Raw genomic sequence first — 23,930 nt, 5'->3', positions numbered from 1 at the left:
AATTGCTTACACCTCAAAAGCTGCACGCAGCCCTTATTTTTCGTCTATTAGCCGCGATCCATCTGTAGGAATCTTCATGGCCAACCAGTTTCAGTTATTTAAGCGCCGCCGTTTTAGCGCCATGTTTTTTACCCAGTTTTTGGGGGCGTTCAATGACAATATTTTTAAACAAGCACTCATATTAGTACTGACTTATACCGCTGCCAGTCAGTTGGGCATGGAAGTTAGTATTTTAAATAACTTAGCGGCAATGCTATTTATCCTACCCTACTTTCTATTTTCGGCATTGGCGGGACAAATCGCTGATAAGTTTGAAAAGTCAAAGCTCACGCGCTTCATTAAAATGCTTGAGCTGGTCATTATGGCGATTGCTGCTGTAGGCTTTGTCTTTGAATGGTACGGCTTATTATTTGTGGCGTTGTTTTTGATGGGTACACATTCAACTTTTTTTGGCCCGATTAAATACGCTTACTTGCCGCAAGCGATGAAGGAAGATGAGCTCGTCGGTGCCAATGGTTTGTTTCAGATGGGCACCTCACTGGCTATCCTCATTGGTATGATTGTCGCCGGTGTTTTGACCCAGCTATCGCAATCCCTTTATTGGATTAGCGCCACCGTATTGGTCGTCGCTATTTTGGGTTATCTAGCAGCCCGATATATTCCTACGATGCCAGCCATGCAGCCGACGCTCAAGATTAATTGGAATATTTTTACCACCAGCTGGTCGACGGTACGCTATTTATACTCGCTGCCTTTCTTATTCTTTGTCATTCTTGGCAACAGCTGGTTTTGGTTTTATGGGGCGACGTTTTTGACCCAAGTACCAGAATTCAGCAAAGTCATTTTGCATGGCGATGAATCAGTGGTTATTTTCCTATTAACGTTATTTTCTGTTGGTGTGTCGATCGGGTCTTTGTTATGTAAAACCTTGACCAAAAACCAAGTCAGTTTACGCTTACTGCCTTTTGGTATTGCTGGTTTAAGTATTTTTGCTATTGATTTGTATTTTTCCTTGTCAGGACTAAACATTGACGTTAATACTGAGACGTTACTGGGTATTGGTGATTTGTTTGGCGTGAGTGGCAGTTGGCGCGTGTTTGCTGATTTGTTCTTTTTAGGGTTTAGTGGCGGCTTATATATTGTCCCTTTATATGCGTCTATGCAGGCTTACGCGCCCAAAAGCCACCGCGCACGTATCGTTGGTGCCAACAACATTTTTAATGCCATCTTTATGGTCAGCTCAGCGATTTTTGCGATTGTGGTGCTCAACACCTTAGGATTGACGCTACCGCAATTATTCTTGGTCACTGGTCTGCTAAACATTGCTTTTGGTGCGTTTTTATATATTAAGCTGAACAAACACGTAAAGCATGCGGTCATCCAAACTCATGATGACGAGCTTAGCCGACAGGATTAAATACTTAGAAGATCTAACGAGCATTAGTAGAGTTGGTGTTTGCTGAATCATACAGCCGATAATAGTGGTGCCGATAATTTGTATTGTTTGCTATAGTAATGTGCATGAACAGAATATTGCTGTTTTAAAAAGCAAGTAGCCTTAATAAAAGTATTTTATTGATAAAAAATAAAGCCATCAGGAGTGAATCATGGCCCTGCGTCCCTTATCTAAAATTGACCAGTTATTACTTGGGGTTGACAAGGCATTGCGAGCGGTTGTTCCGCACTCAAACCCTAGTACCCGTCCATTGCCCGTCAGTAATGACGATATTCCTGAGCTGACCATTACGGAGGCGCGTCACGTGGCAGGACTGATGCGCATCAATCATACTGGCGAAGTATGTGCGCAAGGGCTATATCACGGTCAAGCCTTTGCTGCCAAAGACAATGGCGTCAAGCAAGCCATGCAGCATTCAGCCCAAGAAGAAGTCGATCATTTGGTGTGGTGCGAGACACGTTTAAAGGAATTAGGCAGTCATGCTAGCCTTTTTACCCCATTATGGTACGGCATGTCCTTCGGTCTTGGCGCGGTAGCAGGCACTATCTCCAACGAGTTTAGTTTGGGGTTTGTCGCCGAAACCGAGGCGCAAGTCAGCGAGCATTTGCAAGAGCATATTGGGCAATTACCCGTCCATGATCAGCGCTCAAGAGAGATACTGGCGCAAATGGATATTGAAGAATTGCACCATCGCGAGCTGGCACTAGCAAGTGGCGGCGCGGCCTTATCACCACCGGTGCGTCAGACCATGCGCTGGATGGCAAATCGGATGAAAGCCACGGCTTATCATCTGTAAATGCATAGTGAGTAGCGCCTCTCATAGGGCTGACTGAATTATTTAATTTAACAATCCTACTACTGATAGCATTCAGCTTAATTTGCTAGGGTATTAGAAATTTGCAAGATTGCGCGCCAATAATACAAAACATTTTAGACAATACAAAATAGCTTCGATAATACAAAACAACTATCAATCGATTGTAAATAACGACTTAATACACAAGGTAACGACTTTTATGAAAGCCATCAACCACTCTAGCTTGTCTACCGACTCATATACCAAAGCGCCTAAGTTTGCGACCTTGACCGCCTTAGCGGCTGCCTGTGCCATGATGTTGTCTGTCCCTGTTAATGCAGCCGAAACTGACAGCACAGCTAGCGCTAGCACAATCGCTGCTGTCCCTAGTGCCATGGATTCAAGCAGACGCGTCATTCGTCTTGCTAAGCCAAATGCTAACGCTGCTGCCAGTACGGCTCAAACCGACGTAGCGGCAAATATGGCAACGGCAAATAGTACCCAGCAAAACAATGCCCTACCAACTGGCACTCAGCAAAGTCAGCCGCCATTAAATGCTGCACAGTCAGCAGCAGTACCGCAGGCACCAGCAGTAGCAACTCCTGAATTGACAGGGACGACTCGTGTGTACGAGCGTGGACCAATGACAGCAACCGGTATTGACCTTCGTGGTGGTCAGCTATCTAATATTCCAACCCCGCAAGTGCAACTTTCAAGCGTTAGCTTTGTACCGACAGTGTTGGTTCCACAGCAGCAAGGTTTGGGTACTGATAAGCTTGACGTTAGCTTGCTAGATGACTTTATTGAAGACGTCTCTCCTAACGCCCGTCATTATCCACCAAACTTTCCTAATCGCTCACAACGTCACTATACTCGTGAAAAAATCAAAGTATTAACCGAATGGATTGAGCCTTATGCCCAATCGCCAAATGCTTCTTATGACGTGCTACTTCGGGCGGCCAAACTCAATGGTATGGGACGTAATTTAGACTTAGGCTCAGACTATACGGTACGTGGCGGCAAATATGTCGACCGTGCCATTAAGATCAAATCTGATAGTGGTGAAGCTAACTTCTTATACGGTATGATGTTATCAGAAGGCGGTGGCTTCAAAGAAGGTCAGAAATACTTAGACCGAGCCGTCTCTTTGGGCTACACCGAAGCGGAGCAAAGCTTGGCGCAGTCAGATCTATTAAGTGATCGCCGTGATAATGCTCTAGAGCGTTTGCGTCGTCTCGAGCAACAAGTCCCTAATAATGCGGTTATTCGTCAACAAATTAAGCTCGTTGAAGATGGCAAGTTTTATATTTGGGACATACCAGCGCCTGATATCGACGTGAAGCCAGGGGCATAAATCCAGTTATTAATCTCAATTATTAGTATCTGATTTAAAACTAAAGTACGCAGCGCCTTCTTTTTTTATTGGTTTGATATCAATATAAAAAGAAGGTTTTTTTGGCTCAATGCTAGGGCCTGTCTTCAATTCACTCGATAGTCATCTAAATGGGCTAAAAATGGCTAAATCTTGCCAAACATCGTCAAATAGCTGGTTAATATCCCGATATTATCTGCGCTATTTTTCTTGTTTGACGGCAATTTATCTCATTTTTATCACCATTTTTGAAATGAAGACACGCCCTAGTCATTGTTGCTTTTTCTTTTTCTTTTACTTATTCAAATAACCCCTTTAGCCATGCAGGCTAAAAGTTTGCTACGTTGTCGTCACACTCATTTTATTCTAAATATTATTAAACAAGATTTGACTATGAATTTTGTCCATTACACCTGAAGTTTCAAATAAAATAGTGAAATCCAAAAAGTTGCGCTACACTCGTTTTATTATATTGACGACCTATGATGACTATAGGCATGACTATTATTTATTGGAATTACCTATGACCTTCACTCGCCCTGTCAGTAATCCGGCAACACACGCTACTATAAAAATAAAACCTGTCATTCTATCAGGGCTCATAATGGCAATGGCGCTACTATCAGCTTGTAGTACCGTATCGGTTGAAAAGCAAGCATCAGCAAAGACCATTTCTGCACAGCGCGGCAATATCGTCACAGACAATGAGCTCAGTACTGATACAGCGTCAGCCTTGTTATCAGCAGGACTCAACGAACAGGCCTGTTTTCAACAGTTTGATTTGTGCCTAATGCAGCTCACTGACAGCATGCTCAATGAAAATTACCGTCCAGCGCTGGCTGTGTTTTCAGAATTACATTATGCCAGAGCTCGTCAGCTTGCCGACTCCAAAGAGTGTCAAAATGCCCTCACTCGTCCGCCGCTTGATCCTTATTATGCCAACGCGCCTCTGAGCTATGATGAGTCTGAGAGTCAGCAGAAGAATACAGACGAATGCTTGATCAACTACCAAAGTCAACTGTTTGATGCCATCAAATCCAGCTATACCTATCTGTTTTATGACAGTTTGGCACATGACTTTGAAGGAGCAGATAAAGTAAAAAGTCAATCTCAGGCAAAAAACCGTATTCCAAGCGATATTGACATCCAAACTCAAGATATTTATAACGCAGCCAGCAATGACGTCATTACCCAACTATATCAATCGGTAGATGGCACAAATAAATTGATGGGTAAGACCGAAGTGGACTATCTACCAATGAGCACGGCTTCTCAAGATACGAGCAAACAAGAAGCGATCGCAAACCGAGCATCGTTAAACGGTAAACCTACTGACCAGATCGAAGTGATGAAGGTGCAAGTAGACCGTTATAATCTCAATATATTTATGCCCAACGAAAGTAACTATCTAAAAAATGCACAAAAACAAACCTCAGCGCTCGCTGACTTGGTATCCACTTATGAGCTGCGTCTCTCAGGCCTCAACTCAATCAGCAAACGTCCAGGACTGGGTATTAGCTTAGTCGCTTCATTGGATGATCGCTATACCACGACCGTCCGACAGCTGCTGGTTTCATCGCTATCGGGGCAGCTCAATAAAGATACCGTTGACGGAAAAAAAGATGATAGCGCGCCCAGCTCACGCATCTATCCTACAGGGCATTTATTGATGACTGGCTTGATTAAGCCCGCGGGAGATAGCGTCCTTGATACGCTCAGCAGTCATCAGCTCGATATTCATTTATACAACCCTTATCGCAGCGAGAGCGCCACTATCTTGGGCGATGACTATCCACTGGCAGCGAACTTCTCTGCTGGCTATGGACTATGGCTGGCAGAAAACCAGCTCGATGGCGTCGGCTACTTAAACCTAATCACCCGCCAAAAACAGGCCAGTTTACCCAAGCTGTTTATGCTAGAGCCTTACGATCCTGACAAGCGGGTAATCATCATGGTGCATGGCTTGGCGTCTAGTCCCGCCACATGGGTGAATTTGACCAACGATATTTTCAATGATGATAAGTTGCGTGATAACTATCAGGTATGGCAGATTTTTTATCCGACCAATTTACCTATTTTAGAGAACCGTTATCAAATTCAGGAATTGATCAATAGTACGTATCAACAGACCGATCCTGAAGGACAAAATCGCGCCAGCAAAAACAGCGTGATTATCAGTCATAGCATGGGTGGTATCATCTCCCGCATGATGCTGTCTGATGACAATTTGGCCAACAACTTAGACGCTTTAGAGGATAAAAATTTACTCGAAAACAGCAGTAAACGACGAGTCGATGACATGCTGAAAAAAGCCTTTGCTAACGACGATCTGCGTAACCGTTTTGAGCTACACACCCTGCCACAAGTCGATACTGCAATCTTCTTGTCCTCACCCTTTCAAGGCACCGATTACGCTGATCGCTGGTTTACTCGAGCGCTAAGGCGCATCGTGTACTTACCTGTGGGATTGGTCAAGACTGTCACCGATAACGTGGCCACCCTCGCCATTCAGGGCGACTTGGCGCAAAACCCCTTAGGTGCTCTGTATTTGCAGAATGGTGCCAGCCAGCTAAGCGATAAATCGTCTTTTATTCAGCTAACCAAAGACATCAGCATCAATGATCGCATTACTTATCATTCGATTATCGCTAATAACGATGCCGATATCACTAACGGCTTGGCGCAAATGCAACCCGGTGGTGCAAGAATTGACTTATCCCAAGAAGTATCAGAAGAGGACAGTAGCGAGAATGCAAGCAATGGCCCTGCATCTGAATCTGAATCTGAATCAATCAGTGAACCGCTCGTCGCCGCTGTGACTGTCGATGAAGATATCAGCCAAGCACTGACCGAACGCTTGTCAGATGGTATCGTCCCCTACACCAGTGCCCATCTCGAAGGTGCCGCCTCTGAAACCGTCATTAATGGCGGTCATAGCATCCAAGAAAATCCACAAACCGTACTAACGCTGCGACAGATTTTGCATGAACAGTTACAGCAATGATGTCAGCCTAATTGATCAGCCGAAAGGGTGTTTCTTCAAGGAAGTTTTGGTGACTGTTAGGTATGCGACCAGCCCCATGAGTAGCTTGCGTGTATACTTAGGGTGGCGCATACTATATTCATCTTAACTGACAGTCATACATTAATTTATAGGGATATAAATTACTTCATTCAGCTAAACAGTCTTAGCTTAGCCGCATTTGATACATTGATATTGGTTGCTAACTAATACTAAGCCATTGCCCGTAACACTTGTCATCCTGCTTTACGGACAGTTACTTGAGCGTGTCATGGAAGCCAGCGCTATTCAGCTAACAGATAAGGGTAACCGTTTATGTTCGCTACGTTTATGATTGACCAGCTTGATGCGCTGACGCTCGCGCGCATTCAGTTCGCTTTTGTCATATCCTTTCATATCGTCTTTCCTGCCTTTTCTATCGGACTTGCCAGCTTTTTGACAGTCCTTGAGTTTCGATGGCTCAGAACGGGCAAGCCCATTTATGCAGAAGTCTATAAGCATTGGGTCAAGATATTCGCTGTTGTTTTCGGCTTGGGTGTGGTTTCAGGTGTCGTTATGTCCTACCAGTTCGGGACTAACTGGGCTGTATTCTCCGATAAAGCCGGTAATGTCTTAGGACCACTGCTCGCCTATGAAGTATTGACGGCCTTTTTCTTAGAAGCCTCCTTCTTAGGTATTATGCTATTTGGTTGGGGACGTGTCAGCAAACGCATGCACTTTGCCTCAACTGCCATTGTCGCCATCGGTACGCTGATTTCAGGCTTCTGGATTTTGGCAGCCAACAGCTTTATGCAAACGCCTCAGGGCTTTATGATGGGTGCGGACGGTCTACTCTATCCAACCAATTGGCTTGAGATTATCTTTAACCCCTCATTTCCTTACCGTTACGCTCATATGATGACCGCGGCGTTCTTAACTACTGCCTTCGTCATTGGTGGTATCGGCGCTTATTATCTCCAATCTAAAAAGCATACTGAACATCGCCAGCATGGCCGCGTCATGCTTAGTATGGCGATGGTTATGGCGATTTTTGTCGCGCCAGCGCAGGTGTTGATCGGTGATGAGCATGGTCTAAATACCTTGGAGCATCAACCAGCCAAAGTGGCAGCGATGGAAGGTATTTGGGAAGATGAGCGCGGTGCTGCTTTGCGCTTATTTGCCATTCCTGACCAAGAAAACCAGACCAATAAATATGAAGTCAAAATCCCTTATGTCTCTGGCTTGATTTTGACCCACTCCTTAGATGGTGAAGTAAAAGGTCTTAAAAACTGGGCACCAGAGGACCAACCTCCCGTTATTATCGTATTTTGGGCGTTCCGTATCATGGTTGGTATTGGCATGTTAATGGTGCTAGTGGGCTTATTTAGTCTGTACAAATTCTTCAAAAAACAACAATTTGACCCTAAAAGTGTCTGGTTTCACCGTGCTTGGATGATGATGACACCGCTTGGTTTTGTCGCTCTACTCGCCGGTTGGTTTGTGACCGAAACAGGGCGTCAGCCATGGACAGTCTACGGCGTTATACGTACAGCCGAAAGCATGTCACCGCTTGCCGCACAGCAAGTAGCAACCACGCTGATTGGCTTCATCATACTGTATATCTTCGTGTTCGGTGCAGGCAGTTTTTATATTTTGCGTTTGATTGCGCAGGGGCCTAAGCCTTATGAAGACCCAGCAGATGATAATTTTTATGAGCACTCTATCACCGAAGGTCAAGGCCGTACGCTTAGTGGCGATAAGAAGGCGAGCGAAAAAACAGAGCATGATGACTCTGAAGATATCGACGCACCTGCAAATGATGTCGATGATGGAGGGTTACGCTAATGTTTAATTACGGTGATGTATTAGATTTACCTTTAATCTGGGGCGGATTGATTGCCCTATCCGTCTTCATCTATGTGCTGTTGGATGGTTTTGATTTGGGCTGTGGTATCTTGTTTCCCTTTGCCGGATCAGATAAAAACCGTAGCCGTATAATGAACTCTATTGCTCCTTTTTGGGATGGTAATGAGACATGGTTGGTATTGGGCGGTGGTGGTTTATTCGCCGCCTTCCCAGTCGCTTACGGCATCATTATGACGGGTCTCTACTTGCCTGTAACTGCGATGCTATTTGGACTTATTATGCGCGGGGTGGCATTTGAATTTCGTTTCAAAGCCTCTTCACGTCGTCATGTATGGGATACGTTCTTTTTCGTCGGCTCAGTAGTGGCAACTTTTTCGCAGGGTATTATGCTCGGTGCCTTGGTACAAGGCTTAGAGGCGAGCAATCGTCTGTATACTGGTGGCCCATTTGACTGGTTCACCCCCTTCTCTATCGTCTGCGGCTTTGCCATGATAGTTGGTTATGCTTTGCTTGGCTCTACATGGTTAATCATTAAAACCGAACATAAGCTGCAAGTATGGGCACGTAAAGTGTCTGGTTGGATATTATCAGCATTGGTATTGGCGATGATTGTCGTTACCGTGTTTATGTATTTTTCAGATATCGAGGCCCTTGAAGGCTGGTTCAGTTTGCCGGGTGCATTATATCTAGCGCCAATGCCAATTATCGTGCTGCTGCTGTTCTTTTTCATGCGTAAAGATTTACGGACTGAACGTGAGTATCGTCCGTTCTTATTGACCGTCGCACTGTTTTTGATGGGTTATATTGGGGTATGTACAGCGATATTCCCTTATATCGTACCGTATCAAATGACTATCTATGAGGCGGCCGCTGCCGATACCTCACTGTCCTTTATGCTGATCGGGGCCGGTATCATGTTGCCGATTATCTTGAGTTATACCGCGTTTGCCTATTACACTTTTAAAGGTAAAACAGGTCACGAGCATATGTATTAAGCGTAAAAATAGCACTCGCTACGGTTCGTATTTACCACAGCGAGTGCTTAAGCCAACAAGCGTCTTAATACGTCAATGGAGATGAGTATGAAAAAACTCAGTAAAAAACAGTCGCAATGGGCATGGTTCATTGGTTTATATATAGCAGGGTTTGCCGTTATTTTTACCATTGCCCAATTGATAAAATTGGCGATGGGTGTGTAAAACCTTCCTTATTTCGCTAAACAAAAAAACAAAAACGCCGCATTGATTTATAACCAGTGCGGCGTTTTTTATGATCTTCGTTAAAGTATGGTCTCTTAAAGTACTATTAATTAAAGTACTATTACTGAAAATTATGCACCGCGATGGTTAGCTACGCCATGACTGTCAATAAACTCATTGACCTGCATTAAACGCTCAGGCGTCCCTACATCTATCCAATTATCAGTGATGACTTCCGCCGTAATTTGGAATTTAGGCATGGCTTTCCTGAGCAGAGGTGCTAGCGCTGCCGGTTGCCCTGTTACTACGCCATCGACCAATCGTGGTGACACCACACTAATACCGGCAAAGGTATATTTGTCTGCATCACCAATTGGCTGCTCACTCGCCAGACCATTATTGAGCGCAAAATCACCACCGTTGTTGTGCTCTGGATTGTCAATCAATAATAGGTGCGCCCGTTGATCAGCGCTCAGGCTATAGTCCCGCAACTGAGCAAAATCATACGTTGTCCAGACATCGGAGTTGACTAAAATAAATGGCTCATCTCGCAGTTTACCAGTTTGTAATGCTTGAAAAATGCCACCTGCGGTCTCTAACGGCTCATCATCTTCTACTGACCAATGCAATTTGACCCCGTACTCGCTACCATCACCCAATGTGTCCATGAGCTTGTCAGCAAGCCAAGAGGCATTAATCGTAATATCGGTAATGCCCGCGGCTTGTAGCGCCTTAATATGCCAAACAATCAGCGGCTGTCCACCCACTTCTACTAAGGGCTTAGGGGTTTCAAGTGTTAACGGACGCAAGCGCGTTCCCTTACCAGCAGCCAAAATCATTGCTTGCGTAATCGTAGACATGCACGCTCCTTATTCAATTTATAATGAGAGAGATAGATGCAACTTATTATCCATCTCTATAACGAGGAAAATTTCTCTTGATAAGCAGGTGATACTTGATCTGCAAGCCATTGATTAAATGGCTGTAGCGCTTGCTTCATCGCCTCATTGCCATGCTCAGCAAGCCAATTTAACTCAAGCAGTAGATCGCGCATGACTTTGGGGATATCAGCCAAATAACGGTCTTTACCATCGCGCTCAGACAAACGGATAAAGATTCCTAGTACCTTAAGATGCCGCTGTACGCCCATCACATTCACATCATTCTCAAGCTGTTCAGCACTATCGGCGGTGGTGAGCGCCGCCTGTTGTTGTAACTGCCAAAAGTCACGAATCCAACCAGATATTTGATGCTCTGGCCATTCAACATAAGCGTCACGCACCAACGACACCAAATCATAGGTATAAGAACCAATCACCGCATCTTGGAAGTCAATCACGCCTAAGCGCGAGCGATCCGCTTGATCTTGCATCAGGTTGCGACTGTGATAATCACGATGCACGATCACTGCTGGCTGCTGTAAAATCTCTTGTATCAATGCCGTTTTTAGAATGTTCCATAGCTCATTATCGAGTTTGACCCCGATATAGGGTATGAACCAATCACTGAATAAATCCATCTCGCGGTTCAATAACGTGCTGTCGTAATCAGGCAATTGGTACTGAATTTTTGCAGTCTCTACCGGCACAGTCTGTAGCGCTACCAAGGTCTGCATGGCCAATTGATAATGATCATTAATCTGCTCAGGTGTCGCATCGACGAGCAAATGCGCAAATTCTATCGTGCCAAAATCTTGCAATACCAAAAAGCCCTTTGCTACATCTTGCGCAACCAGCGTTGGCACATTGATGGCGGGCGCCATCAGCTTTGCAACATTGATAAACTGCTGCAAGGCGTCTTGCTCGTCAGCAGAATCCATGACAATATAGCGCGCGGTGGCGTCATCCTTATCAGCCAATTGAATACGGTGATATTGGCGGGCGCTCGCATCACCAGGCAAACTATCGAGCACAAATTTTTGGTCAGAAAACACTTGCTGCAACCAATTCTCTAGCTGCTGTTGGCGGTTATTCCTGTCGTTCAGAGTGGCATTCAGGGTGGCGTTCAAAGGCATGGTATCAGTCATAGAGTACATCGCAGGTTAAATATAAGTCGTAAATCATTAAAGTAGTGATAAGTCAGGCAAAACCTTGCTAAAATAGTGACAGCTTGATTGACAGTATCTGTTGTAATGTAGGTATTGACACATAGTTTTATCAATGTTGCCCAGCAATTTTCAAGAAAACAGCTTAGCAATGTCATAAATTTTGGTAAATAGTGTAGCTGATTTGGTTTTTTTTGACTATGATTAGTCGTCATTATATGTAAAACAGCCAAATTTTTGAGATTATATGATTAATTCCTGATTTTTTAATCATTTATGAACCACTAAGTTTTTAGTCATTTATGAACCGCTAAATATAGCTAAAACATGGCTATTAAACTAAATATCGTAATCCAATAGGCTCTGCAATCATAGGTGTGCCCTTGTTATATTCTCCGCTTTACCAAAGCATCCGTTTGGTTTTATTCGGTGCCTTAGGCTTATCGAGCTTGACCGTCAGTGCAGCGCTCACCAAGGCTGACACACAGACAACTGCGCCATTAGCCACCGATACTGTCAGCAGTTATGTCTCTGACCCAGCCGGCGATGTCAATACCGATGCCAGCTCTAATACCAATACCAATATTAACACCGTCAATCAAGACATTAGTTACCCACGCGTCACTGCACAGAATAGCGCTTATGAAGCAGTAAACGAAGAAACTGCAAGTATCACGCCCGAAGCCAGCAACGCTGCTTTAATGGCTAGTAACACACTTGATAATAGCGATTTAGACATCACTAAAATCAATGATAATAGTGATGCTATCTCTGGCGTAGAAGCACAGAGAAAACCCCTAACGACCATCGGTGACAACACCAATCCGAAAAATAACGATCTGCGAGTGGCTGACAACGCTAGCAATACGCTGAAACCGATTGATGACAGCGATGCAATCGATGCCAGCGATGAGAGCATTCAAAACAGCTTGCTGCGTTTGGCAGAATTTTATGAGCTGACCCCTGATACCGATTTATCAACCCTAAATACGAGTGATAGTACTTTAGCGTCTGAACCAGATAATATCCAAAATAATTTATCACCTGCGACGCAAACCATCGCCAAAGTGGGCAAAAACTTACGGCTGCTACCAAACGTCATCGATAGTGCCCAGCGCTGCGAAGGCCGATGGGTCTATCCGCAACAAAATGCTAATTATCAACGAGCCGTCAATGAAGCGGCGATGGATAATGGTCAGGTGGCGACCAATCTGAATGGCGTGGCTAATAATCGAGCGCCTTTATTTGCAGAGTCCGACTATGGTTATTATGACAATGTCGACTATGCGGAGCTATCTGGTAACGTGATTGTCGATCAAGGTACTCAGCATATTGAAGCTGATAGTATCTTGTTAGATTTGAGTCGTGGTGTTGCCGCTGCACAAGGTAAAGTCATGTTTACCGATCAAGCAACTGGCAATCAAGTAACCCGTGCTAACACTAGAAACACAGGTACAGGCAGTATCACCGAACAGGCAGCCAAAGGCGGTCTCATTGGTGTCGCAGACAGTCTGGCTTACAATACTGAAACTGGACAATCAACGGCTAACGATGTGGCGTTTGCGAGCGTAGAGCTCCAAGCACACGGCTATGCCAAGCGCCTTAATCGACCTAATGACAGCCAATATGAGCTGGATCAGGTCATGTTCAGCACTTGCCCACCGACTGACCGCAAATGGCAATTCGATGCCAAAAGTATTGATTTGGACACGGAGACTGGTCGCGGTGAAGCTTACAATACGACTTTCCGTATTGCGGATGTTCCAGTGTTTTATCTGCCTTATTTTAACTTCCCCATAGACAGCCGACGCAGTACAGGGTTCTTATTACCGAATGCGAGTATTAGTAGTGAAAGTGGGCTTGAGGTTGATATCCCCTACTATCTCAATTTAGCACCCAATTATGATGCGACGATCAATACTCACATCTATAGCGATCGCAACCCTATGCTCACAGGTGAGTTTCGCTACTTGACCGAAAATTATGGCGAAGGGATTTTTAACGGTTCATATTTGCCGAACGACAAAGAATATGATGACGAAGATCGCACCAGCTTTTTTTATGATCATTATTGGTCATCTACCAGTATCCCACGCTTAAGTGGTGATGCTAAATACAGCTATGTGTCGGATGAAGATTATATTAACGACTTTGATACTTTGGGTTTATCAGACAATACTTTAAACTTGCCACGTCGCGCTCGACTTAATTATTACAACGATTATGTCAACGGTGAGCTAAAAGTTGAGACCTTCCAAACGCTCAATGCTTTTACCGATAATGGTGAGCCGTTGGAAGACAAAGACAAGCCTTATTCACGCTTACCACAGCTCAAACTTGACTATCGATTACCGTGGGCAGAGCGTTTTGATATCACTGGTGTGCATGATTCTGCTTATTTCAAAAAATCTATCGATGATGGTTCTGAGAATGAAAAAAGTGGTGCGCGGGTCTATAACAAAATCAGCGCTGTTTATCCGATGGAAAAATCATGGGGTTATATTAAGCCCAAGCTGAGCCTACAACATCTGTATACCTCATATGACGAAGACAGCCTCGCGGACAACCAACTTAGTGAAGAAGATGGTAGCCAATCGGTATTTGTACCGCAAGCCAGTATTGATGCAGGTTTGCACTTCTACCAATCAGGCTCACCCTTCGGTGCCTTTGACGATACCATGGGTGGCTATCGCCTATTAAGTCCACGATTGAAATACACCTACTCACCATTTAAAAACCAAAACGACATCCCTAACTTTAACACTCGTATCGCCTCAATTAACTACGAGCAGTTGTTTTCAGACAGTTGGTTTTTAGGTCATGATCGCTTGCAGGATTTGCATTCTATTACCCCTGGGATTAATTATCGTTACATCGATGCAACGGGTGTGACACGTTTTGATGGTAGCATTGCTGAGCAGTTTTATATCGATGATGGTCGCGTGACCCTTGAAAATCAACAACCTGTCTTTAGCTCTTCCTCTTCAGGAATGGTTTGGGATACCAGTACGCAACCCTACAACAATTTTTGGGTGGATGTCAGCGGTGCGCTAACCGATGATTATGACTTGAACTACGTTACGACAGAACTACGTTATCAGCCATCGGATAATAGCTTGTTTAACGTTGGCTTTGTTAAGCGTCAGCGCGATGAAAACACCAATCAATTGCCGCTGTCTGCCTTTACTGCTTCAGCCGTGTTCCCGATCAATAACAGCTGGCGAGTATTGGCTCAAGGTCAATACGATTACAATCGTGATAAAATGCTCGATTCGCTAATCGGCATCGATTATGAAGATTGCTGCTTTGGTTTTGCCGTTTACGGTCGTCGTTACTATAATGACCTAAACGTCAAAGACAAACCGACACAAGCAATTATGGCAGAGATTAGATTAAATGGTCTTGGTAACAATAGCAGCCGTTTGACACGATTGCTCGCTGATAAGGTCTTGGGCTTTGAACCCGTCCAGACTGCATGGAAAGACTAACAAGGCGCAAATAATGCTATATTAAGGCATTGTTTTCGTCATTATTTATATAACCTTGTTTGTAACCCTATTATGGGCAACCTTAGACAATATTTGCTTATTAAAGATATTAGATAGCGTTGACCGACTACCATCCGATGCGATGACATTGATGAGGAGCATCATGAGATTTTTTTCTTTACGTCAGACCAGCCGAGCCGTACTGCTTTCTATGAGTATGAGTGCAGGCCTTGTACTTAGTTTCAGCGCGCAAGCTGCCACCGTTAATTCTGCAACAGCATCTAAAACAAATGCTAGCGCTGAGCAAAGTAACGTCAATCGCTTGACCCCAGCAAACAGTACCGATGGCATCATTGCTTTGGTCAATGAAAATGCTATCTTAAAAAGCGACTTGATTGATGCGATCACCCAAACACAAGCACGGGCACAAGCTGCTGGTGAACCGATTGCCAATTCAGCACAGCTACAGTCTGAAGTGTTAAATGCTCTCATCTTGCGTGAGCTGCAGCTGTCACTGGTCAAACGTGTGGGTCTAAATCCTAACGAAGCCGATATCAATCAGCGTCTTGGTCAAATTGCTCAAGCTGAAGGGCTTGGTAGTATTGCCGCTTTACAGCAACGCTTAGACGCTGACCAACCTGGGAGCTATGCGACCCTACGAGCCAAACTCATTGAAGATGCCGCCATTCAGTCTTTGCAACAACGCCAAATCAGCAGTCGTGTGCGTATTAGTGAGCAAGATATCGACGCATTTTTGGCTTCTCCAGAAGCCAAACGTTTGAACCAAAGCGAGTACCAAACTGTTCATGTACGCGTCCCTTATATGGATGACTACAGCCGACTGTCAGAAGCCCAGCGTGCTGAAGCACTCAAAGTGGCCCAAGCATTGCGTGCACGCTTATTAGAACCAAATGTCGACGTGGCTGCAGCCGTTACTGCCAGTCAAGGCAGCTACGCTATCCCTATACAAGGTGGCGATATGGGCTTTCATAAAGCGGCCTCGCTACCGACAGAGTTATCGAGTGAGATTACTAAGCTCGATGTCGGCGCAGTGAGTGCGCCGTTATTGACGCCTGAAGGCATTGATATCATTAAGCTTGCTGATAAAAAAGAAAGTGATAAAATGCTCATACCGCAGTGGAACACTCGTCATATTTTGATCAAAGTCGATGAGCTACAAACGGATGCCCTTGCTGAGCAGAAGATTAATGATCTGTATGAGCAATTACGCAGCGGCGCTGACTTTTCTGGTTTGGCATCAACCTATTCGGATGATCCAGGCTCAGCAGGACGCGGTGGCGATCTGGACTGGGTAAGCGCAGAAGATATGGTCGGACCATTTGAAGCAGTGATGAAAAATACAGCAGTTGGTGATTATTCTGCTCCTTTTAAGACCCAATTTGGTTGGCATATCTTAAAAGTAGAAGGTAAGCGTCAAGAAGACGTTAGTGAGCAATATCGCCGTAACATGGCGCGTCAAGCGTTATATCAACGTCTAGCACCACAAGCCAAAGAAGATTGGCTACAAGAGCTACGTGCTGGCGCTTATATTCAAGTGCTTGGCTAATTGCTTGACGAGACGCTAGCAAGCTGAATATCAGTACACATTTCTAAATAAAAAAAGGGTATATGCCATTGCATGTACCCTTCTTTTGTATGAACAACGCGTAGGCTTTTTTCTTTTACCCTAGGGCATGTCCTCAACTCAAACTCTCGTATAGTCAAAATACCCCAAAAACGCGACGATACTGCTAATATATCGATATTACTTTTCACTGACTATATCTAAATGCTCTCAAACCTTGATATGCTAGAAGCTGAAATTTATAAATCAATAATTTATACACAAAGAAAAGCCCCGAACCTAGGGCGATTGGTTCGGGGCTATGGCGCTTCATATTATTGTTGTTATTTCTTCCTTGTTGACTCATCCTAAGTCACAAACAGTATCCTATAAGACAGCGGGCTGACCTGTGCTTTTATTGATACGGTCTCAACACTGCATCCATGCGTATCCTTGTGTTGATGGTGGTATTTTAAGGCAATCAGTTTGATGCGACTAGAGGCTAAAGACCTTATTTAACGTAAGCATATGCTTACGTCATGATAGCGCATTTCACCCCATCACTTAGGTCTGCCATTACCCAAAACTTCGCTGCTCTTCTCTGTGCTCATCTGAGACTTTTTTGCCTTCTTTTTTGCCTTCTTCAATTTTGTTTTCTGTCTCTTGGATATCTTCTGCCTGTGCCGTGGGGGCATTACCTTCTTGTCGACTCGTTTCTTCTGGCTCGTATTGTAAGGTCGTCATAACAGGGAAATGGTCGGATCCTACAGATGGCATACGCTGGATATCGACCACTGTAAAGCAAGCACTATGGAAAATATGATCTAACGCCCAACGTAAAAATGGATAACTGACATGGAAGGTATTGATAAAATGACGACCAATACGTGGATCTAATAACCCTGAGATACGCTGGAAGCGACGAGTTGTCTTTGACCATGCTACATCATTGAGATCACCAGCCAGTATCGCTGTTTGATTTTTTTCTTTGATATGCTTGCCGACCATGAGCAGTTCGGCATCACGAGTCGTTGATTTGTCCGCTTCCGTCGGGCTTGGCGGCATAGGATGCAAACAATACAGCCAAATTACTCGGCCGCTTTGCAATCGCAGCTGCGTGTGGATAGAGGGAATATCATCAATCATCAGATATTTGATTTCAGGATCTATCAGCTCAAGCTTAGAATAAAGGTGCATACCATACAGATTATCCAGCGGGACTTTTACGGTATAGGGATAGTCTGGCTCGATTTGGTGTAATGCTTGTTCCCATTTTTTATCACTTTCTAACGTAATCAAAATATCTGGCTGTCTTTGCTTGACCAAATCGACCAATTTTTGCATTTCATCATTAGGGGTTAAGACATTTGACACCATGATTTTTAATTGATGATCTTGGCCATCTGGCTTGCTCTTGGCACTTTGTACTTCTTTCTTCCATAGTTTGGTGTAAGGCAATACCATTCTAATCTGAAAAGCCAAAGTGAGACTTAAGGCAACGAACAATAACCACTGCCCCAGCTGCCAGTCTGACCAAAATACCAACATGCCAATCCAAGCAATGATCCCAAGCACCATTATTTGAATACGGGGAAACTCAACGCCGCGCACCCACCAATTATCAAGAGGCAACCACCCCCAAATCGTCACAAACGCGATAAGTCCAGCTAACCACTGCGCGCCATAATATAATAATGAGAGATCCATAATATGTATTAACCATTTATTGAGTTGCTGGCTGAGCCAATGATTCATATACTCATCGTCAGCCAGTGACTAACGTTTGTATCATGATTATCTTTGATAAGAATAGATGCTTATACCATTCACAAAAATTAGAGTAGCAAGGAAAACGAGTGTAAATACTACGCATTGTAGACTAAACGAGTTTGACACAGCTAGTCGTATATTTGGGTTTGGTATTACTTTAGCATTTCATCAGTCTATCGCCTACTACGGAGCGTTAATATGCTCAGCTGACCATAAAACGTTACAATGTCAGCGCAGTCACGATACTGAGCTTGTTATATTTTTCGTCATTTTTCTCAGACTTTATGTAATATGAAAACAGCAGATCTCATAATAGGCTCATGATGATAACGTAAAGTTATAGTGAGCATAGTTATTAGTGTATGAAAAACAGCCAAAATCTGCTAAAACGCCTTGCTTTTTATGGTCATTCACGGCATTGTTATCGGCTGGCAATGCAATAAATAATGGTAAAAAAGGATTAAGATTCATGAGTGATTTAACAGTAGGTTTGGTAGGCTGGCGCGGCATGGTTGGTTCCGTATTGATACAACGTATGCAGCAAGAAAAAGATTTTGACGGTATCACGCCGGTATTTTTTTCAACCAGTAATGCTGGTGGTGATGCGCCAAGTTTCGATGGTATTCAAACCAGCCAACTAAAAGACGCTCATGATATTGACGCACTAGCAGCTTGTGATGTGATTATTACCTGCCAAGGTGGCGACTACACCTCAAAAGTTCATCAACCGCTGCGTGCTAGCGGCTGGAGTGGCTATTGGATTGATGCCGCAAGCACTCTGCGCATGGAAGATGACAGTATCATCATTCTTGATCCAGTCAATCGCAGCGTCATTGATAGCGCCCTAGCCAATGGTCAAAAAGACTTTATCGGTGGTAACTGTACGGTATCACTCATGCTGATGGCTATTGGTGAATTGTTTAATAGAGGCTGGGTAGAATGGGTCAGCGCGATGACTTATCAAGCAGCGAGTGGCTCTGGCGCCAACAACATGCGCGAGCTCATTAGCGGCATGGGCGTGCTACACGATGCGGTCAAAGATGAATTGGCTGATCCTGCGAGCGCGATCCTTGAGATTGACAAAAAGATTGCCCAGACCCAACGCTCAGAGGGCTTTCCTAAGCAGTATTTTGGTGTACCACTCGCTGGTAGCTTGATCCCTTATATCGATGCACAATTAGAAAATAAGCAATCCAAGGAAGAATGGAAAGGCGGTGTCGAAACCAATAAAATTCTTGGTAACTCTGAAGCTGATAAGATTGCTATCGACGGTATGTGTGTCCGTGTTGGCGCTATGCGCTGTCATGCTCAAGGCTTGACCATCAAGCTCAAAAAAGACATCCCGTTAGAGGAAATCGAAGCGGCACTAAAAAGCAGTGGCAATGAGTGGTTAGATTTAGTCGAAGATGACAAAGAAGCCACCATGAACCGCTTAACACCAGTGGCAGTAACAGGAACTTTGACAGTGGCATTAGGTCGCTTGCGTAAGCTTAATATGGGCCCTGAGTATCTAGGCGCATTTACCGTTGGCGATCAACTATTATGGGGCGCAGCTGAGCCATTACGCCGCATGCTAAATATTATCCGTGAGCAAAAAAACTAAGCTAGCTTTCTTAAGAATTCAATACAAAAAAGACAGCATCTGCTGTCTTTTTTATGGGCGCTATTTAACTAATATTGTAGCAAATACGCTTACTGATAACGAATCATCACCTCATTACGGCGTAAAAATGGGAGTGTCCATGGCGTGTCATAACGCGCCAGTTCAGGATCACCTGTAGGTGTTAGATTCTTACTTTGCATCCAAGTGCGCAACTCCTCCGTCTTATCATCCACTTTACTGCTTCCGGTAAATCCTGAAAATTTGATAACGCCGTAAGTTTGAGCAGGCACTTCAATTATTTCGACCTCTGGATTATTAGGTTTTGGTAATGTCTGCATCGTATACTGACTCGGCATCACAAAACGTACGCGCCATTTCCCATCGGTTTGTTGCATGTTAACTGGCGCCGTCATTGCGATTTCTTGTGACGGTTGCATCTTGACTGGTGCTGTCATGCTGATTTTGCCACTGCCACCAGTCGGTGCAGTGTTGTTACCAAAAATAAAATCGGCTAATACTTTAAACCCTTTATTGCTGGCATCTTTTTGATCGCCAGTTACCAGTGTTTGAGCCACCAACTGTGGGTCATAACGGCGTAGTTCAAAATCTTCCGATTGACTTATTACGGTGTAATCAGGCTCTTCAACGGCCATAGCAACTCCTGGTATGAATAATAAACCACTTAATAGTAGAGGAATTGTTTTTGTCATATTGCATCTCCGGCATCCAAATAGAAAATTTGATGATGATTTTTTTATCATTAATTTATAATCTACTGTACCAATTACTTTGTAATGCTGTCTGTGTGTTTCCGTAATACCCTCTGTGTTCTTTAGGTTATAGCACGATCATATCGAAGATTTATATTATCGATAAACAAACATCCGTATCCAAAAAAACTGCTAACAATGCTATAATTAGCGCCATTTTCATAGCGTAAATAGCGATTATCATATGCAATTTGTCTTACATAAAACGGCCAGCGGCGAGACGCGTGCACGCCGTGGTACGGTTCATCTCAATCATGGCGACGTGCAAACGCCTGCTTTTATGCCTGTCGGTACTTATGGCACGGTCAAGGGTATGTTGCCACGTGATATTGAAGCCATTGGCGCTGATATCGTGTTAGGTAATACCTTTCATTTATGGCTGCGTCCGGGTACTGAAGTCATCGATAAGTTCGGTGGTTTGCATAAATTTATGCATTGGAACAAGCCTATTCTGACCGATTCAGGTGGCTTTCAAGTATTCAGTCTGGGTGCCATGCGTAAAATCACCGAAGAAGGGGTCGATTTTAAATCTCCTATCGATGGCGCTAAAGTATTTTTATCACCAGAAAAATCGATGCAGATTCAGTACAGCTTAAACTCAGACATCGTCATGCAATTCGATGAATGCACGCCCTACCCAGCGACTCATGATGAAGCCAAAAAATCGTTAGAGCTCTCACTACGTTGGGGACAGCGCTGCGTTGATGAGCACAACAGACTGGGCAGCACCAATGCCTTATTTGGCATTATTCAAGGCAGTATGTATGCCGATTTGCGCCAGCAGTCGCTCGAAGGCCTGCTCGATATCGGCTTTGATGGTTATGCCATCGGCGGTCTATCTGTTGGTGAGCCAAAAGACGAGATGATGGATGTTTTGGATTATATTCCAGATGCGATGCCAGCCGACAAGCCACGCTATCTGATGGGTGTTGGTAAACCTGAAGATATTGTCGAAGCAGTCCGTCGCGGCGTTGATATGTTTGACTGCGTCATGCCGACTCGTAACGCGCGTAACGGTCATTACTTCGTTACAGGCGACTTAGACAACGCCGGCGTTGTACGTATCCGTAACAGCCAATATCGCAATGATGAAGGTACATTGGACCCAGAGTGCGACTGCTATACTTGCCAAAACTTTAGCCGTGCCTATTTATATCATCTAAACAAGTGCAAAGAGATGCTAGGCGCGCAGTTGGCGACTATTCATAACTTGCGCTATTACCAACGTTTGATGCAAGGTATTAGAGACGCTATTGAACAAGACAAATTTGATGAATTCGTCACTGAGTTTTATAGCAAGCGTGGACAAGCGGTTCCTGAACTAAACTTACGCTAATCATATTTTTTGAAATAGTTATAAATACAAAAAGGGCTTAAGAATTATCTTAAGCCCTTTTTACTGTGTTGCTTTTATTATTTCTAATTAATCAGTACTAGCCCATTAACGAGGTTACAAATACCACGATCACGGCAATTGGTGCTACGAACTTAGCGACAATTTGCCAAAGCTGCCAAGCACCATTCGATAAGCCAAGCTCTTGTTGAATAGTACGTTGATCCATTTTCCAAGCAAGGAAAATAATCGCCGCCAGACCCGTCAATGGCAATAAGAATTTGCTGGTAATTTTGTCCAAGGCATCAAAGATACCATTGCCCATAATCGTAAACTCAGACCATAGGTTAAATGATAATAAAGCGGCGATGCCTAATAACCAGATCACTGTACTTGCAACGATGGTTGATACGGTACGATTCATCGGAGTACGTTCTTCTAAAAACTCAACCGTTGGCTCAAGTAATGAGATGGATGAGGTAATAGCAGCAAAAGTAATGAGTAAGAAGAATAAGGTACCAATGATCGTACCTGCGCCCATACTACCAAAAGCAATCGGCAAGCTCACAAAGATAAGACCAGGACCTGAAGCAGGATCAAGACCGTTGCTAAAGATAATTGGGAAGATAGCTAAACCAGCTGCCAAGGCAATGACCGTATCCAAAATAACCACGGTACGTGCCGTCTTAAGCAAATTCACTTCTCGACCCAAGTATGAGCCGTAAGCAACCATGATACCCATACCAATAGATAGCGTGAAGAAAGCATGTCCTAAGGCTGCAAGCATAACGTCAGCGGTCAGCTTGCTAAGATCTGGCGTAAATAGGTAAGCTACTGCTTCACCAAAGCCACCATTTATCACGTTATAACCAACGATGACAAATAAAATCACACCTAGTAGCGGCATTAAAACTTTGGCAGTGGTTTCGATTCCTTTGGTCACACCAATACCAACAATCAAAGCGGTCAACGCCATAAATACGGTATGCCAAATCGTCAGCGTACCAGCTGAAGCGAGCATGGCATCAAAGGTCGCAGCGACAGAATCACTATCTTGACCTACAAAACTTCCCGTACCTACTTTAGTAATATAATTGAGCGCCCAACCACCGATCACACTATAAAAAGATAGGATCAAAAAGCCGCCCAAAATACCAGTGGCCCCAACGATACCCCAACTGCGTGACTTACCTTCGCTTGCGGCTACGTCTGCAAAAGTATTGACTGGGTTTTTTTGCCCACGACGACCAATCAACCATTCAGCAACTAAGATAGGAAAACCTACCAGCGCGATACAGAATAAATAAGCAATAACAAAGGCTGAACCACCGCTTTCACCAACCATATATGGAAACTTCCATATGTTTCCTAAACCTACTGCTGAACCAACCGCTGCTAATACGAAGCCAAAACTTGAGCTCCACTGTGCATGTTCTTGTTTATTGATAGCCATTTTTTCTGTCCTCGTGCTTCAATTAATGTCGCTTATAATCTTCCATGATTATTTTAAATAGTCCTCCGTACCACAGACTATCTAATTAACGCTTCAATGTGACGCGCCTAGCAACATTATGAAAGAATTGTTTACAATATCGTAAACGCTCAGTTTCTGCTAAGCGACTAAAAAAGTCAAGTAGTCATAAACATAAAAAGCCATAACAATTGGCT

The 23,930-nt window shown here is 44.1% G+C and carries 16 protein-coding genes; 11 read left to right on the top strand and 5 right to left on the bottom strand.

Annotated features, from left to right (window positions below; all coding sequences use genetic code 11):
* Window positions 1-76: 76 nt before the first annotated feature.
* From ACTQ9T_RS02585 to ACTQ9T_RS02555, 7 genes are all read left to right on the top strand, one after another.
* Window positions 77-1,417, top strand: coding sequence for an MFS transporter (locus ACTQ9T_RS02585; RefSeq protein ID WP_440463978.1), 1,341 nt, complete (start codon window positions 77-79; stop codon window positions 1,415-1,417).
* 196 nt (window positions 1,418-1,613) lie between these two features.
* Window positions 1,614-2,252, top strand: coding sequence for a 2-polyprenyl-3-methyl-6-methoxy-1,4-benzoquinone monooxygenase (gene coq7 / locus ACTQ9T_RS02580; RefSeq protein ID WP_240215765.1), 639 nt, complete (start codon window positions 1,614-1,616; stop codon window positions 2,250-2,252).
* Window positions 2,253-2,472: 220 nt separating this feature from the next.
* Window positions 2,473-3,606 (top strand): tetratricopeptide repeat protein, encoded by a 1,134-nt coding sequence (locus ACTQ9T_RS02575; RefSeq protein WP_440463977.1) that lies wholly within the window; start codon window positions 2,473-2,475, stop codon window positions 3,604-3,606.
* A gap of 541 nt (window positions 3,607-4,147) precedes the next feature.
* Window positions 4,148-6,628 carry an esterase/lipase family protein gene (locus tag ACTQ9T_RS02570; protein ID WP_440463976.1) on the top strand — a complete coding sequence of 827 codons (2,481 nt, stop codon included), beginning with the start codon at window positions 4,148-4,150 and terminating at the stop codon, window positions 6,626-6,628.
* Between the two features lie 333 nt (window positions 6,629-6,961).
* A complete protein-coding gene (locus tag ACTQ9T_RS02565; RefSeq protein WP_189580642.1) occupies window positions 6,962-8,470 on the top strand; it encodes a cytochrome ubiquinol oxidase subunit I in 1,509 nt (502 codons plus the stop codon).
* Window positions 8,470-9,486: a cytochrome d ubiquinol oxidase subunit II gene (cydB, locus tag ACTQ9T_RS02560; RefSeq protein WP_189580639.1), complete on the top strand. Its 1,017-nt coding sequence runs from the start codon at window positions 8,470-8,472 to the stop codon at window positions 9,484-9,486. The genes ACTQ9T_RS02565 and cydB overlap by 1 nt, the downstream gene beginning before the upstream one ends.
* A gap of 87 nt (window positions 9,487-9,573) precedes the next feature.
* Complete coding sequence (locus tag ACTQ9T_RS02555; RefSeq protein ID WP_373299586.1) at window positions 9,574-9,690, top strand: DUF2474 domain-containing protein; 117 nt, start codon at window positions 9,574-9,576, stop codon at window positions 9,688-9,690.
* Window positions 9,691-9,821: 131 nt separating this feature from the next.
* Here the strand turns inward: ACTQ9T_RS02555 and murU are convergent, their stop codons facing one another.
* Window positions 9,822-10,550 carry an N-acetylmuramate alpha-1-phosphate uridylyltransferase MurU gene (gene murU / locus ACTQ9T_RS02550; RefSeq protein WP_440463975.1) on the bottom strand — a complete coding sequence of 243 codons (729 nt, stop codon included), beginning with the start codon at window positions 10,548-10,550 and terminating at the stop codon, window positions 9,822-9,824.
* A gap of 56 nt (window positions 10,551-10,606) precedes the next feature.
* Entirely contained in the window at window positions 10,607-11,716 is a 1,110-nt protein-coding gene (locus tag ACTQ9T_RS02545) for an aminoglycoside phosphotransferase family protein (RefSeq protein ID WP_440463974.1), read from the bottom strand.
* Between the two features lie 401 nt (window positions 11,717-12,117).
* On the opposite strand from ACTQ9T_RS02545, the gene ACTQ9T_RS02540 reads away from it, so the two are divergent.
* Both ACTQ9T_RS02540 and ACTQ9T_RS02535 read left to right on the top strand, forming a co-directional pair.
* A complete protein-coding gene (locus ACTQ9T_RS02540; RefSeq protein ID WP_440463973.1) occupies window positions 12,118-15,222 on the top strand; it encodes an LPS-assembly protein LptD in 3,105 nt (1,034 codons plus the stop codon).
* Between the two features lie 163 nt (window positions 15,223-15,385).
* Complete coding sequence (locus tag ACTQ9T_RS02535) at window positions 15,386-16,789, top strand: peptidylprolyl isomerase (protein ID WP_189580627.1); 1,404 nt, start codon at window positions 15,386-15,388, stop codon at window positions 16,787-16,789.
* A gap of 573 nt (window positions 16,790-17,362) precedes the next feature.
* Here the strand turns inward: ACTQ9T_RS02535 and ACTQ9T_RS02530 are convergent.
* The gene (locus ACTQ9T_RS02530; RefSeq protein ID WP_227669860.1) at window positions 17,363-18,541 is read right to left on the bottom strand and encodes an endonuclease/exonuclease/phosphatase family protein; all 1,179 of its coding nucleotides are present in this window, start codon (window positions 18,539-18,541) and stop codon (window positions 17,363-17,365) included.
* A gap of 484 nt (window positions 18,542-19,025) precedes the next feature.
* Between ACTQ9T_RS02530 and asd the strand changes: the two genes are divergently transcribed.
* Window positions 19,026-20,159 carry an aspartate-semialdehyde dehydrogenase gene (gene asd / locus ACTQ9T_RS02525; RefSeq protein WP_440463972.1) on the top strand — a complete coding sequence of 378 codons (1,134 nt, stop codon included), beginning with the start codon at window positions 19,026-19,028 and terminating at the stop codon, window positions 20,157-20,159.
* An 89-nt stretch (window positions 20,160-20,248) separates the two neighbouring features.
* Here the strand turns inward: asd and ACTQ9T_RS02520 are convergent, their stop codons facing one another.
* The gene (locus ACTQ9T_RS02520; protein WP_189580621.1) at window positions 20,249-20,812 is read right to left on the bottom strand and encodes an SOUL family heme-binding protein; all 564 of its coding nucleotides are present in this window, start codon (window positions 20,810-20,812) and stop codon (window positions 20,249-20,251) included.
* A gap of 301 nt (window positions 20,813-21,113) precedes the next feature.
* On the opposite strand from ACTQ9T_RS02520, the gene tgt reads away from it, so the two are divergent.
* The gene (gene tgt, locus ACTQ9T_RS02515) at window positions 21,114-22,265 is read left to right on the top strand and encodes a tRNA guanosine(34) transglycosylase Tgt (protein ID WP_010200213.1); all 1,152 of its coding nucleotides are present in this window, start codon (window positions 21,114-21,116) and stop codon (window positions 22,263-22,265) included.
* A gap of 97 nt (window positions 22,266-22,362) precedes the next feature.
* On the opposite strand, the gene ACTQ9T_RS02510 is transcribed toward tgt, so the two are convergent.
* The gene (locus tag ACTQ9T_RS02510; RefSeq protein ID WP_010200218.1) at window positions 22,363-23,715 is read right to left on the bottom strand and encodes a sodium-dependent transporter; all 1,353 of its coding nucleotides are present in this window, start codon (window positions 23,713-23,715) and stop codon (window positions 22,363-22,365) included.
* Window positions 23,716-23,930: the final 215 nt, after the last annotated feature.

Source organism: Psychrobacter sp. ASPA161_6, from assembly GCF_051970285.1.
Taxonomy (GTDB): domain Bacteria; phylum Pseudomonadota; class Gammaproteobacteria; order Pseudomonadales; family Moraxellaceae; genus Psychrobacter; species Psychrobacter glaciei.
Note: the sequence above shows the minus strand (reverse complement) of the source record. Positions and strands in the feature narration are given on the sequence as shown.

Excerpts from the sequence above, each read along its gene's own strand:
- ACTQ9T_RS02585 (WP_440463978.1), top strand. The coding sequence starts at position 77 with ATGGCCAACCAGTTTCAGTTATTTAAGCGCCGCCGTTTTAGCGCCATG.
- ACTQ9T_RS02575 (WP_440463977.1), top strand. The coding sequence starts at position 2,473 with ATGAAAGCCATCAACCACTCTAGCTTGTCTACCGACTCATATACCAAA.
- ACTQ9T_RS02570 (WP_440463976.1), top strand. The coding sequence starts at position 4,148 with ATGACCTTCACTCGCCCTGTCAGTAATCCGGCAACACACGCTACTATA.
- ACTQ9T_RS02565 (WP_189580642.1), top strand. The coding sequence starts at position 6,962 with ATGTTCGCTACGTTTATGATTGACCAGCTTGATGCGCTGACGCTCGCG.
- cydB (WP_189580639.1), top strand. The coding sequence starts at position 8,470 with ATGTTTAATTACGGTGATGTATTAGATTTACCTTTAATCTGGGGCGGA.
- ACTQ9T_RS02555 (WP_373299586.1), top strand. The coding sequence starts at position 9,574 with ATGAAAAAACTCAGTAAAAAACAGTCGCAATGGGCATGGTTCATTGGT.
- murU (WP_440463975.1), bottom strand. The coding sequence starts at position 10,550 with ATGTCTACGATTACGCAAGCAATGATTTTGGCTGCTGGTAAGGGAACG.
- ACTQ9T_RS02545 (WP_440463974.1), bottom strand. The coding sequence starts at position 11,716 with ATGACTGATACCATGCCTTTGAACGCCACCCTGAATGCCACTCTGAAC.
- ACTQ9T_RS02535 (WP_189580627.1), top strand. The coding sequence starts at position 15,386 with ATGAGATTTTTTTCTTTACGTCAGACCAGCCGAGCCGTACTGCTTTCT.
- ACTQ9T_RS02530 (WP_227669860.1), bottom strand. The coding sequence starts at position 18,541 with ATGAATCATTGGCTCAGCCAGCAACTCAATAAATGGTTAATACATATT.
- asd (WP_440463972.1), top strand. The coding sequence starts at position 19,026 with ATGAGTGATTTAACAGTAGGTTTGGTAGGCTGGCGCGGCATGGTTGGT.
- ACTQ9T_RS02520 (WP_189580621.1), bottom strand. The coding sequence starts at position 20,812 with ATGGCCGTTGAAGAGCCTGATTACACCGTAATAAGTCAATCGGAAGAT.
- tgt (WP_010200213.1), top strand. The coding sequence starts at position 21,114 with ATGCAATTTGTCTTACATAAAACGGCCAGCGGCGAGACGCGTGCACGC.
- ACTQ9T_RS02510 (WP_010200218.1), bottom strand. The coding sequence starts at position 23,715 with ATGGCTATCAATAAACAAGAACATGCACAGTGGAGCTCAAGTTTTGGC.